This is a genomic window from Lentilactobacillus otakiensis DSM 19908 = JCM 15040 (assembly GCF_001434145.1).
Classification (GTDB): domain Bacteria; phylum Bacillota; class Bacilli; order Lactobacillales; family Lactobacillaceae; genus Lentilactobacillus; species Lentilactobacillus otakiensis.
On the sequence record NZ_AZED01000014.1, the window covers coordinates 266542 to 279363 of the forward strand.

Sequence of the window (12822 nt, forward strand, 5' to 3'; positions counted from 1 at the left end):
ATGGAAACAATGCGTGTTGAAAACTTAGCAAAAACGTATGGTGAAAAAACGTTATTTGATAAGCTGAATTTTATTATTAATGAACATGACCGAATTGGATTGATTGGAACCAACGGAACCGGGAAAACTTCTTTGCTCAACGCAATCGCAGGAATCGACCATGATTCCACCGGTGACATTATTACCTCCAAATCATACACAATCGGCTATTTAAAACAGGACCCCGAACTCGATGATCAATTATCGATCATGGATGCCGTTTTTTCGGGCTCCCAAGCTGTCTATCGGACAATTCGAAACTATGAAGCATCACTAAAAGAATACTCGGCGCATCCCGAAGATGAGGACGCTGCCAAACGTTACACGAAAGCAGAAGCCCGCATGAATGAGGAAGATGCCTGGAATGCGCAAAACGACGTCAAGACCATTTTGAACCAGCTGAAAATTACGGATTATAATCAAAAAATTTCCGAATTATCTGGTGGTCAGCGTCGCCGAGTTGGTTTAGCACAAGTTTTGATTCAAGCGCCTAATTTATTACTGCTCGATGAACCAACCAACCATTTGGACTTTGATTCTATCGACTGGCTGGAGAACTACTTAGCTGGTTACAAGGGTTCCTTGATCGTCGTGACCCATGATCGATATTTTCTTGACCACGTTGCCAATAAGATTTGGGAATTGTCATTTGGAAAATTGTACCAATATGATGGAAATTACCAGGATTATGTCCAACAAAAAGCCACTCGAGTTCAAGGCGAGATACAAGCTGAGCATAAGACCCAGCAGCTTTACAAGCAGGAATTGGCTTGGATGAAGACTGGCGCCAAGGCGCGTTCTACTAAGCAGCAGGCCCGGATTAATCGATTCAATGATTTGAAAGAAAACGTCGGTACCTTGCAGCTTGACCAGGATGTCAATATTTCACTTGGCCAGACTCGTTTAGGTAAAGAAGTGCTCAAAATGAAGGACGCCAATCTCACTATTGACGGTAAAACGATCCTTAAAGATTTCAATATCCTTGTTCAACCCAACGAACGGATCGGGATCAGTGGTGAGAACGGTGCTGGGAAAACCAGCCTGTTAAATGTGATTGCCGGTCGTTTGAAGTTGGATTCTGGCATTATCAAAGTCGGTGAAACTGTCAAGATTGCTTACTATACTCAGTTAACCGAACCGATTCCAGAAGATAAACGAGTCATCAGTTATTTGAGCGAGATTGGTCAACAAGTGACTGACAATACCGGTCAAAAGATCAGTGTGGCCGAATTGCTTGAAGAATTCTTGTTCCCACGTTTCATGCATGGCACGTTGATTCGTAAGCTCTCGGGTGGTGAAAAACGGCGCCTGTATCTACTGAAATTGTTGATGCAGCAGCCAAACGTTTTACTCTTGGATGAGCCGACCAACGATTTGGACATTGCGACTTTGACTGTTCTGGAAGACTATATTTCTAAATTTCAGGGAACTGTCATCACGGTTTCTCATGACCGTTACTTCTTGGATAAGGTTGCCGACAGGTTATTGATTTTCCAAGGCAACGGGGTGATTGAAGAACACCGCGGCCGATTTACGGATTACTTGGCTTCATTAAAAAAGTCACCAAAGCAGGCAGCTAAACCGGCGTCAAATACGTCCACTGACCAAGCTGGTACTTCAAGTGAAGCCAGCGACTCAACGGACACGGATAAGCAAGAGAAGAAGAAACTCACTTATTCTGAAAAAATCGAGTATGATCATATCGAAGACGATATTGAAAAACTTGAATCTCAAATTGAAGACATTGATAAACAGATGCAGACCAATGGTTCGGATTATGATAAGCTGGCTGATTTGCAGGCTCAAAAAGACAAATTATCCGCTGAATCCGATAAAAAGATGAAGCGTTGGGAATATTTGAGTGAATACGCAGAGTAATTGTAATCATTAACGTTCTTTCAAAAAGGAGAATTGCTATGTTAGAAGATGCATATTTAGATCTGGCACGTTACGTTTTAGAAAATGGTCATAAGAAAACTGATCGGACCCACACAGGGACTATCAGTACTTTTGGCTATCAAATGAGATTTGATTTATCCAAGAGATTTCCATTGCTGACCACTAAAAAGGTGCCTTTTGGATTGATTAAGAGTGAACTTCTATGGTTTTTGAAGGGTGACACCAACATTCAATTTTTGCTGAAACACAAAAACCACATTTGGGATGAATGGGCCTTTGAAAAGTTTGTTAATTCAAACGACTATACCGGCCCGGATATGACTGACTTTTCCCATCGTGCTCAAAAGGATCCTGAATTCAGCAAAGTTTATCATGAGCAAAAGAAGCTTTTTTGTGATCGAATTGTGGAAGACGACGACTTTGCGCAAAAGTATGGTGATCTGGGCTTGGTTTACGGCAGTCAGTGGCGTGATTGGAAGACTTCAACCGGCGGCACCATTGATCAAATTCAAAATGTGATTGATTTGATCAAGACACATCCAGACTCAAGACGGATGATTGTTTCCGCTTGGAATCCAGAGGATGTGCCGACCATGGCCTTACCACCGTGCCACACATTATTCCAATTCTATGTCAATGATGGCAAACTCAGCTGTCAATTGTATCAACGCTCGGGTGATATTTTCCTTGGTGTTCCATACAACATTGCCAGCTATGCTCTGCTGACTTCAATGATTGCCAGAGAATGCGGTTTGGAAGTTGGCGACTTTGTTCATACCTTTGGGGATGCGCACATTTATCTCAACCATATTGACCAAGTTAAGGAGCTCTTGACTCGCAAACCTCGTCAAGCACCTGAACTTTGGCTGAATCCTGAAAAGAAGCATTTGGATGAATTTGAAATGTCAGATATTAAGGTCAAAAATTATGATCCATATCCGGTTATCAAAGCACCCGTAGCTGTTTAGGAGGACACCGATGTTATCTTTTATTTGGGCAGAAGATGCCAACGGATTGATCGGTGCTGCCGGTCAATTGCCATGGCATTTGCCTGACGACATGCACTATTTTAAGCAAACAACGATGGGGAATACGATTATTTCCGGATCACGGACATTTCGAAGTTATAATCGACCATTACCTGGTCGTGAGAATATCGTTGTTTCCAGCCAGACTGATTTTCCGGCAGGCATAGAAGTTGTCTCATCAATTGCACGGTTATGCGGAATAATTGCCGAAAATCCAGATAAAGAATATATCGTGACCGGCGGCGCAAACTTATTTTCCCAGTTGCTCTCGCAGGTTGATCGGCTTTATCGAACTAAAATTGACGCAACATTCTCTGGAGACACTTATATGCCAGCCATCGATTATTCATTGTTTGATCAAATCAAATCAGTTAAAGGGGTTGTGGATGCCAAAAACAAGTATCCACATACCTTCGAAGTTTTTGAAAGAAAGACAAACTAGGCATAAATGCTTATGAATCTTTTCGCAAACTTTGATATAATTGTGTGTGGACTATAAATAAATTATTAATTTTGTAAAGAAACGAGTGGCGCAAATGGCAAAAGTAAAAATTGTGACGGATTCATCCGCTCAACTTACAGATGAAGAACTCAAACAATACGGAATTACGATTGTTCCATTAACAGTGATGATCGATGATACTGTGTACATTGACCGTGACACAATCACCAATGAAACCTTTGTTCCTCAAATGCTTGCTGCACATGACCTGCCAAAGACAAGCCAACCACCAGTTGGTAAATTTGTGGAAGCGTTCGATCAATTGGGCGAAGATGGCAGTCAGGTTCTTTGTTTGGACATGCTGGAAGCAATCAGTGGGACTGTCCATGCTGCAGAACAGGCGGCAACTTTAAGTAAGGCTGACGTAACAGTTGTTGACAGCCAGAGTACTGACCGTGGATTAGGCTTTCAAGTGATTGAAGCTGCTAAACTTGCTCAACAAGGTGCTGATATGAAGACAATTTTAGCCAGAGTTGATAAAGTACGTAGTAATACCAAGTTGTATCTTTGCGTCATGACTTTGGACAACATTGTTAAAGGCGGCCGGCTTCATCCCATTGCTGGAGCGATTACCAATTTCTTAAATATCAAGTTAGGGCTTCAGGTTACTGGCGGCAAACTTAAAATTATTTCTAAAGGTCGTGGCGATAAGTCACTTAAAAAGTTTTTCAATGGTATCATTGATGAAATGAAAAACACGCCTTCTATCAAGTCGATTGGCATTTCATATGTCACTGAGACCGAAGTGTTAAAGGATACTGTTCAAAAGCTTAAGGCGGAGTTCCCAGATGCTTCATTTTTGGAGCGGGTCACTTCACCAACCATTTCCACCCACACTGGAAAGGGTGCCTTCGCGTTAATTTATTACAGTGATCCTGAATAATGTTAGATGAATATTGCTTGAAGGGGCGAGACAAAGCGGGCGTTTTGTTATCACCCCTTTTAGATTTTTATGAGAGGTTGTTTCTGTGAGTAAAAATAAACATATCAAACAAAAACAGCATCATTTTCATTGGTTGCTCCTGCTGCTTGGGATCGTCGTGATTGGTGCGGCGGCTTTTGGCGGTTACCATTTTCTTAATTCGGGGACGACTTCGCTCCCCAAAGAGGTGAAGTTGACTGCAGTTGGTGACTCATTGACCCAAGGAGTTGGGGATCCAACTGCTAAAGGCGGCTATACCCATTTGATTCGTGAAAAAGTCGCTGACAAGAATCCAAGTGTGAGAATGTCAGTTGCTAACTACGGAATCTCTGGTGAGACAACCAACCAGATTAATCATCGGGTGGTTCATTCCAAACGGCTGCAGAACAGTCTTCGCCAGGCAAACGTCATTACGATCACTACTGGTGGTAACGATCTGCTCAAATTTTTAAAAGCTAATGTCGTGGGTTTGAACAAACACCAGTTGGATCGGAAAATGACGGGTTACTGCCAAACATACCAGACCAGGGTGACACGGTTGTTCAGAAACATTCGCCATTTGAACCGGCAGGCACCGATTTTTGTGTTTGGGATTTACAACCCGGTATACGTCTACTTTCCACAGGTCAGTTATATTAATGATACGGTGATTCATACCAACCAAATTACCAGTAAAGTCATTAATCAACAGCACGGCATGTATTTTGTGTCGATTAACAAACAGTTGACGGATGGTCAGTTTAAGACGGCTAAATCCAGGAAATCCTTGGAGGAGAAAGCAGCCGCCAGTATCATTGCTGAAGGGCACAATTCACCAGCAGATATTGAACAGCTGCTGGATGGGCAACCGGCTCAATCCAACAAATATCTGTCAAACGATGATCATTTCCATCCAAATTTAACCGGTTATAAAATCATGACCAACCAACTTTATAAACAAATGGCGGCACATATTACTTGGCTAAAGGAGTAAGTTTGAATGAGAAATGCCTCAAACAAAAGTAAACAGCGAAACCCGTGGAAAATTGCTTTTATAGCACTCATCAGCATGTTGATCATCGCAGCGGCTGGCGTTTTTTTAGCGGTGTCACTTTCTTCATCCATTAACAAGTCAGTTAATCAAAAGTCAACCAACACATCAGAACCAATTTCTGCGACGATCAACAAAACCCAGTTGAATCAGTTATCCAATTATTACTTAGGGCGACTGCAAAAGGGTTCGGCAGCTCAATATCATTTCGAAGTGGGAAATGAAGGAATTGTCTATGGGTCACTCAAGTTATTAGGTTCAAGTGTTGATTACTCACTGACGTTTGATCCCAAGGTGATGCCAAATGGCAATATTGAACTCCATGCAAATAAGCTTGCGTTAGGCAAGTTCCCGGTGCCAATTAGTTTTGTTCTGATGTATGTTAAGCAAAATTACAAACTGCCCAAATGGGTTCAATTGATTCCAAAGGATAAAACCATCAAACTTGATATTATTCATATGAATGGTGACAATGGAATCAATTATCGCGCACGAACCATTGATATGAAGGGTCAGGGTAAATTCACCTTTGACATTCTTTTGCCGCAAACAGACAAGGAGGATTAGTATTGAACAAAACATTCTATCAATTTCTGATGACCAAACGTAACCCGGGAAGTACTGATCCTGAGGCTGAGTTTGCCAACAATGCATTTTATGATCAGTCATTTCCCAAACAGGAAGATGAATTTGATGAACTATCCAAATATTTAGAAGAAAATGCTTCATACCTTCCCACCATGGAAATATTTGATTCGGTGTGGAAGGAATACCAAGAAAGCTTTTAGGAAGTGAAATAATGGCAGTAACAATACAATGGTTTCCAGGACATATGGCTAAAGCAATCCGCCAATTCGAAGAAAATCTTTCTTTGGTTGACGTCGTATTCGAAGTGATTGACGCCAGAATTCCACTGACTTCTCAGAACCCCGAAATTAAACGGATTAGTGCTGATAAGCCTCATCTTTACATTATGACCAAACGGGACCTGGCAGATCCAAAGCGAACCAATGCTTGGCTGCAATATTTTGCCGAACATGATCAACCCGCAATTGCGATTGACGCCAAAACTAAATTTGGAATTAATAACGTCATCTCAGTTATTTCGCCAATTTTGCACGATAAATTGCAGCGTGAGCAGGATAAAGGGATGAAGAAGCGGCCAATTCGAGCTATCAGTGTGGGCGTTCCCAATGTTGGGAAGTCGACAGTCTTGAACCGATTGGTGAACCGTCGGGCAGCTCAAGTCGGTAATCGACCTGGCGTTACCAAGGGCCAACAGTGGCTCAAATCCACCGATAAATTGGAATTGCTGGATACGCCGGGCATTTTGTGGCCTAAATTCTCCAGTCAGGAGGTTGCCAACAAATTAGCATTCACAGGTGCGATTAAGGAAAGTGTCTATGCCAGTGACGATGTTGCCTTATTTGGCTTGAAAGAAATTAGACAATTAAATCCCGAAGGACTGAAGGATCGTTATCATTTGAATGATGATGATCTCGACTTATCCGATGTTGATTTACTTTTGCAGATTACCAAAAAAGTTGGTATGCGCGACGATTATGAGAGAGGCTCCGACCGGATTATTCAAGATTTCCGTTCTGGTAAAATTGGCCGGTATACCCTTGACGATCCCGAAGTGGTGAACGACGATGACCAAGCTAACGATTAAAGAAATTAAACAAGTGTTGGCTGAGATCGAGGACCTTACTGATCCTCAATTAGCTGAATTGAAAAGCGATCCTCGTAAAGGTGTCCAAACAGCCACCCGTGCCACAATCAAACGGCTCCAAAAAAAGGCAGAAGCTTTGGCTGAATTTGAGCATCGTTTTAGATATGAACGTTCATTTTGGCATCACGGATTACAATACGTTGCCGGCGTGGATGAAGTCGGTCGTGGCCCATTGGCAGGGCCAGTGGTCTCGGCTGCGGTTATCTTGCCGCACGATTTTGATCTAATTGCGGTCAATGATTCTAAGCAACTGACACCATCCATCCGGGCTGAATTAGCACCGAAAATCCGGGCGGAAGCTTTGAGTATTGGAATTGGGATGGTTGATAATCACGGCATCGATGAGTTGAATATTTATCAAGCCACCCGAGTTGCCATGAAACAAGCAGTCGAAGCTTTGGACCCCCGGCCCGAAGAGATTATTGTCGATGCCATGCAGATCCCAGTACCAATTCGACAAACTCGATTGATCAAAGGGGATGCAAAAAGCATTAGTGTCTCCGCTGCCAGCATCGTTGCAAAGGTGTACCGGGATCATTTAATGGATGAATATGCCAAACGCTATCCCGAATATGATTTTCCGCACAACGCGGGTTATGGGACGGCTAAGCATTTAGCAGCTTTAAAAGCGTACGGTCCGACTCCGATTCACCGAATGACCTTTGCGCCAGTTAAAAAATTTAGCAAAAAATAAATATTTTTACGTAATTACTCTTAAAAGGATGAAGACAATGCTTTTAAGAGATTTTTTATTGAGAATCCATTTATGTAAGGGAATTGGCATTATTGGCAAATCAAAAATTTACACTTGGATGGACCGAGTCGGCTGGAACGATCTGCAAATCCCGACGGCAGGCTTTTTGAGTGCGGTCGCTCAGCTAAATTCACGGAATTCGGCAGTTTTTCGACAAAGTTATGAGCAGTTGATTCAAGATGATGAACAGGTGATCAAATTAGTCGATGGCGAACGCTGGTTGACCATTGTCGATGCTGAGTATCCATTGCAGCTGCGAGAATCGTACGCACCACCATTAGTTTTATTTTACCGTGGAGATTTGGACCTATTGAAGCATCCATTGTTGGGGATTGTCGGTGCGCGAGACTGTACCTCATATTCCGTTGAAATCTTAAAAAATTTGATTCCTGGAAGAGTTTCCAATACAATGACTATTGTGTCGGGGCTCGCAAAAGGAGTTGATACACTGGCCCATCAATGTGCGATTGCCAATAACGGTTGTACAATCGGAGTGATTGGGACGGGGATGGATATTTGCTATCCATATTCCAACCAAGACCTCCAAGCCAGCATCGCCCGGGATCATTTGCTGATCAGCGAGTATCCGAACCACACGAAGGGCTACCGCAACCATTTTCCAGAACGTAATCGAATCATTGCCGGGTTGGTGCAAAGCGTTTTAGTCACCGAAGCCAAGCAACACTCGGGCAGTTTAATTACGGCTAATTTAGCGCTTCAAAATAATCGGAATGTGTTAGCAGTTCCGGGATCGATTTTAGCACCGCTTTCTGTTGGCACGAATGAATTAATTGTTGCCGGTGCAAAACCGGTCTTACGCGATTTGGACATTCTGGAGGAATACTTTCACACCGGGATTTAGAAGTTCATTAGTTGACACTTCAAAATTCCTGCAATATGATGTGGTAGATTTGTAATAAAAATTCCTACAATAATATAACTAAAAATAAGCAGTTTTGAGGGGAGAAAATATGGCAACTTCTACAAAAACCAAACCAAAAGCCAAAGCAAAAACTAAAACCAAGCGAAAATCGCCTAAAAAAAATCTGGTGATTGTTGAGTCACCAGCCAAAGCTAAGACTATCGAGAAGTATCTTGGTCGCTCATATAAAGTTGTGGCCAGCAAAGGACATGTGCGTGACCTGCCTAAGAGTAAGATGGGGGTCGACATTGATCACGACTACGAACCACACTACATTTCCATCCGTGGTAAAGGTGACACGATCAAAGAATTACGTTCCGCTGCTAAAAAAGCCAAAAAAGTTTATCTTGCAGCCGATCCCGATCGTGAAGGGGAATCAATTGCGTGGCATTTACAGCACATTCTTGATTTAGATCCGAATGATAATAACCGGGTCGTCTTTAATGAAATCACTAAAGGCGCTGTTAAGGAATCATTCAAGCATCCCCGTAACATCGATATGAATTTGGTGGATGCCCAGCAGGCTCGCCGAATCCTCGACCGATTAGTGGGTTATTCCATTTCACCATTACTCTGGCAAAAAGTTAAGAAGGGCCTAAGTGCCGGACGAGTTCAATCAATCGCACTTTGGTTGATTATCGAGCGGGAAAAAGCCATCAAGGACTTCACGCCAGAAGAGTATTGGTCCATTGACTCTGAATTTAAAAAGGGACGCAGCAAATTCAAAGCTTCATTCTATGGCTTGAATGGCAAGAAAAAAGAACTGCCAAATAATGAGGCAGTTCAAAAGATTCTGCAACAATTAGATCCTAAAGGTGATTTTGATATCACCAAGGTAACCCGACGTGAACGCAAGCGTCAGCCACAACCACCATTTACCACCAGTACGATGCAACAGGAAGCCAACCGTAAGTTGAATTATCGGACTCGGAAAACCATGATGGCTGCTCAACAATTATACGAAGGAATCAACATCGGTAAAGAAGGCAGTCAAGGCTTGATTACCTATATGCGTACTGATTCAACCCGGATTTCTGTGATTGCCAAGCATGAAGCTTCGAAGTTCCTACACGAAGAATATGGTGCCGAATATGCTGCAACCAAGCCTATTAAGGGTAAGTTGCCTGAAGGTGCCCAAGATGCCCATGAGGCGATCCGGCCAACTTCAGTATTCAGAACACCAGCTAGTTTGAAGAAGTACTTGACCCGAGACCAGTTCAGGTTATACCAAATGGTTTGGTCAAGATTTGTGGCCAGCCAAATGACGCCAGCAATTATGGACACGATGGCAGTCACAATTGAGCAAAACAACGTTGTTTTCAAGGCCAATGGTTCCAAGATGAAATTTGATGGTTTCTTGAAAGTTTATGGTGATAGCAAAGAAAAAGACAATCTATTGCCGGACTTGGAAACTGGCGATGTTGTCAAGTTGGTTAAGAATAATCCAGATCAACATTTTACTCAGCCACCTGCACGATACAGTGAAGCCACGCTGATTAAAGCCCTTGAAGAAAAGGGTGTTGGCCGGCCATCAACTTACTCACCAACTATTGATACCATTCAACGTCGATATTACGTTAAAGAAGTTGGTCGCCGATTTGAGCCAACCGAATTAGGTGAAATTGTTAACAAGATTATTGTTGAGTATTTCCCTGATGTCGTTAATATTGATTTCACGGCTAACTTGGAAGGTAAACTTGACCAAGTTGAAGAAGGTAAAGAGAATTGGATCAAATTAGTTGATACATTCTACAAGCCATTTTCAAATGAAGTCGATGCAGCAACCAAGAATATGGAAAAAGTTCAGATCAAAGATGAGCCAGCAGGCATTAATTGTGAAATCTGTGGTGCACCAATGGTCATCAAGATGGGCCGGTACGGCAAGTTCTATGCTTGTTCACGATTCCCGGATTGTCGAAATACCAAGGCAATTGTCAAGGAGATCGGCGTCATTTGTCCTAAGTGTCATGAAGGTCAAGTGATTGAACGAAAATCAAGGAAAAATCGAATTTTCTACGGCTGTTCAAGATATCCCGATTGTGACTTTGTCTCATGGGATAAACCAATCGGCAGAGATTGTCCAAAAGACGGTCACTTCTTAGTCGAAAAGCGGGTAAAGGGCGGCACCCAAGTTGTTTGTCCAAACGGCGACTATGAGGAACCGGCACAAAAATAAGTGTGCGACGAGACCCGTTTAGGGCCCGGAGCATAAAAGAGAAGCACCAATGATGAACGCACTTGGTTTATCGTTGGTGCTTCTCTTTTATGTAGTAGGGTCCTGGGTCGTCGGAGCATAGCTCAGAAGCAGAAGGGAGCTGTAGGAGAAATAACAATTACAAAACCTGCACAATCTAAATCATTGTGGAAATCCTACCCAAACATTTTTCCACCGCCCCTGACCGATCTTTGCCAATATTCCATTTCAATCATCAAGATTCCACCTGAGCCAACTCAAATTTTCCGTCCAATTCTCTTTTGTTCCACAATGCACAAAAGGGTGTAAAATCAAGTTGATAGAAGATTAGGGGAGGCTTTACAATGTTTTCATCAAAACACAGTAGTTGTACAACTATTTTAGTTGGCAAGAAGGCCAGTTATGACGGGTCAACCATTATCGCTCGGAATGAAGATGCGGGGGAAGCAGTCCACCCAAAGAAGTTTGTGGTTGTTGAATCAGAGGATCAACCACGCGATTATCATTCAAAATTAACTAACTTTGCTGTTAAATTACCAGAGAACCCATTGAGATATACCTCAGTGCCCGATGCTGTCCCTGGCGAGGGCATTTGGGGTGAAGCCGGTATCAATGCCCATAATGTGGCAATGAGTGCGACAGAGACGATTACGACCAATGCGCGGGTCATCGGTGCCGACCCATTTGAAAAGGATGGTCTTGGTGAAGAAGATCTCTTGACCATCACGTTGCCTTACATTAATTCTGCTCGTGAAGGTGTCCAACGGGTTGGTAAGCTGCTTGAGAAGTATGGCACTTATGAATCTAACGGGATTTTGTTCTCAGACGTCAATGAAATTTGGTACATGGAAACTGCCGGCGGCCATCACTGGGCTGCTCAGCGGATTCCAGATGATGCCTATGTGATTGCACCTAACCAAACAGGGATTCAAGAAATCGACTTTGATGATCCTGACAGTTTCATGTTCTCAAAGGACCTCCGCAAATTTGCACAAGCTCATCATCTGAATCCATCAAGTCATTTTAACTTCAGAAAGATTTTTGGTTCCGATACTCAGTTGGATCGTCACTACAACACACCACGGGCTTGGTATGGTCAGCGTTACTTTGACCCTGAATCAGTCAAGGACAAGACACCGATGAGCAATGATTTGCCATTTATTTGTCACGCCAACCGTAAGATCACCATTGAAGATATCAAGTTTGTTTTGAGTTCCCATTATCAAGACACGCCTTATGATCCATTTGCGCCTGGTGCAGATTACAAGACAGTTCCATACCGGCCAATTGGAATCAACCGTAACCAGGAATTATCCATTCTGCAGTTACGTCCAGGAATTCCTTCAGCCTACTCGGCAATTCAGTGGCTGACATTTGCTTCCAATCCATTTAACACGTTGACACCATTCTTCACCAACGTGGTGAATACACCGGATTGTTACCGCGATACCACTGGCACTTTAGACAGTCACAACGCATATTGGGCAAACCGTCTCATTTCGTTGATTGCTGCTGATCATTACCAAGAATTGATGCAGGACATTGAAGACTATCAACTCAAGGCAATGGGCTATGCGCATGAGCGAATTGCCCAAGTTGACAAGCAAATGGCTGAAAAAGAAGCTTCTGGCTCGCACGTTGTTAGAGCACTGGGACAAGCAAATGCCCGTACTGCTGATCGGATCATGAAAGATACAGAAGATCTGCTAACGAAGCTGGTTGTTAAAGCCAGCCAAGATGTTCCGGGTTCATTCACTCGAGAACATTATTAAAATTCGGTATTCAAAAAGGATGTTCCAC

The 12822-nt window shown here is 42.9% G+C and carries 12 protein-coding genes; all 12 read left to right on the plus strand.

Annotation, left to right across the window (positions count from 1 at the left end):
• The 12 genes from FD05_RS08835 (at position 1) to FD05_RS08890 (ending at position 12794) form a co-directional block, all read left to right on the plus strand.
• The gene (locus FD05_RS08835; RefSeq protein ID WP_020280296.1) at positions 1-1917 is read left to right on the plus strand and encodes an ABC-F family ATP-binding cassette domain-containing protein; all 1917 of its coding nucleotides are present in this window, start codon (positions 1-3) and stop codon (positions 1915-1917) included.
• 38 nt (positions 1918-1955) lie between these two features.
• Complete coding sequence (locus tag FD05_RS08840) at positions 1956-2906, plus strand: thymidylate synthase (protein WP_020280295.1); 951 nt, start codon at positions 1956-1958, stop codon at positions 2904-2906.
• Between the two features lie 10 nt (positions 2907-2916).
• Positions 2917-3408 (plus strand): dihydrofolate reductase, encoded by a 492-nt coding sequence (locus FD05_RS08845; RefSeq protein ID WP_020280294.1) that lies wholly within the window; start codon positions 2917-2919, stop codon positions 3406-3408.
• Positions 3409-3502: 94 nt separating this feature from the next.
• Entirely contained in the window at positions 3503-4351 is an 849-nt protein-coding gene (locus FD05_RS08850) for a DegV family protein (protein ID WP_020280293.1), read from the plus strand.
• Positions 4352-4436: 85 nt separating this feature from the next.
• Positions 4437-5363, plus strand: coding sequence for a GDSL-type esterase/lipase family protein (locus FD05_RS08855; protein ID WP_020280292.1), 927 nt, complete (start codon positions 4437-4439; stop codon positions 5361-5363).
• A 6-nt stretch (positions 5364-5369) separates the two neighbouring features.
• Positions 5370-5987 (plus strand): YpmS family protein, encoded by a 618-nt coding sequence (locus FD05_RS08860; protein ID WP_020280291.1) that lies wholly within the window; start codon positions 5370-5372, stop codon positions 5985-5987.
• 2 nt (positions 5988-5989) lie between these two features.
• On the plus strand, positions 5990-6208 hold the full coding sequence (locus FD05_RS08865) for a YozE family protein (protein ID WP_020280290.1): 219 nt from the start codon (positions 5990-5992) through the stop codon (positions 6206-6208).
• A gap of 11 nt (positions 6209-6219) precedes the next feature.
• Positions 6220-7092, plus strand: a complete 873-nt coding sequence (ylqF, locus tag FD05_RS08870) for a ribosome biogenesis GTPase YlqF (RefSeq protein ID WP_039932359.1) — start codon at positions 6220-6222, stop codon at positions 7090-7092.
• Complete coding sequence (locus tag FD05_RS08875) at positions 7073-7846, plus strand: ribonuclease HII (protein WP_020280288.1); 774 nt, start codon at positions 7073-7075, stop codon at positions 7844-7846. Before ylqF ends, FD05_RS08875 begins: the two co-directional genes overlap by 20 nt.
• Positions 7847-7883: 37 nt before the next feature.
• Entirely contained in the window at positions 7884-8768 is an 885-nt protein-coding gene (gene dprA / locus FD05_RS08880; protein WP_020280287.1) for a DNA-processing protein DprA, read from the plus strand.
• Positions 8769-8877: 109 nt separating this feature from the next.
• The gene (topA, locus tag FD05_RS08885) at positions 8878-11004 is read left to right on the plus strand and encodes a type I DNA topoisomerase (protein ID WP_020280286.1); all 2127 of its coding nucleotides are present in this window, start codon (positions 8878-8880) and stop codon (positions 11002-11004) included.
• A gap of 362 nt (positions 11005-11366) precedes the next feature.
• A complete protein-coding gene (locus tag FD05_RS08890) occupies positions 11367-12794 on the plus strand; it encodes a C69 family dipeptidase (RefSeq protein WP_020280285.1) in 1428 nt (475 codons plus the stop codon).
• Positions 12795-12822 lie beyond the last annotated feature (28 nt).

Coding starts and splice junctions, on each gene's coding strand:
- FD05_RS08840 (WP_020280295.1), top strand. CDS start 1,956: ATGTTAGAAGATGCATATTTAGATCTGGCACGTTACGTTTTAGAAAAT.
- FD05_RS08875 (WP_020280288.1), top strand. CDS start 7,073: ATGACCAAGCTAACGATTAAAGAAATTAAACAAGTGTTGGCTGAGATC.
- FD05_RS08860 (WP_020280291.1), top strand. CDS start 5,370: ATGAGAAATGCCTCAAACAAAAGTAAACAGCGAAACCCGTGGAAAATT.
- ylqF (WP_039932359.1), top strand. CDS start 6,220: ATGGCAGTAACAATACAATGGTTTCCAGGACATATGGCTAAAGCAATC.
- dprA (WP_020280287.1), top strand. CDS start 7,884: ATGCTTTTAAGAGATTTTTTATTGAGAATCCATTTATGTAAGGGAATT.
- FD05_RS08835 (WP_020280296.1), top strand. CDS start 1: ATGGAAACAATGCGTGTTGAAAACTTAGCAAAAACGTATGGTGAAAAA.
- FD05_RS08890 (WP_020280285.1), top strand. CDS start 11,367: ATGTTTTCATCAAAACACAGTAGTTGTACAACTATTTTAGTTGGCAAG.
- topA (WP_020280286.1), top strand. CDS start 8,878: ATGGCAACTTCTACAAAAACCAAACCAAAAGCCAAAGCAAAAACTAAA.
- FD05_RS08850 (WP_020280293.1), top strand. CDS start 3,503: ATGGCAAAAGTAAAAATTGTGACGGATTCATCCGCTCAACTTACAGAT.
- FD05_RS08845 (WP_020280294.1), top strand. CDS start 2,917: ATGTTATCTTTTATTTGGGCAGAAGATGCCAACGGATTGATCGGTGCT.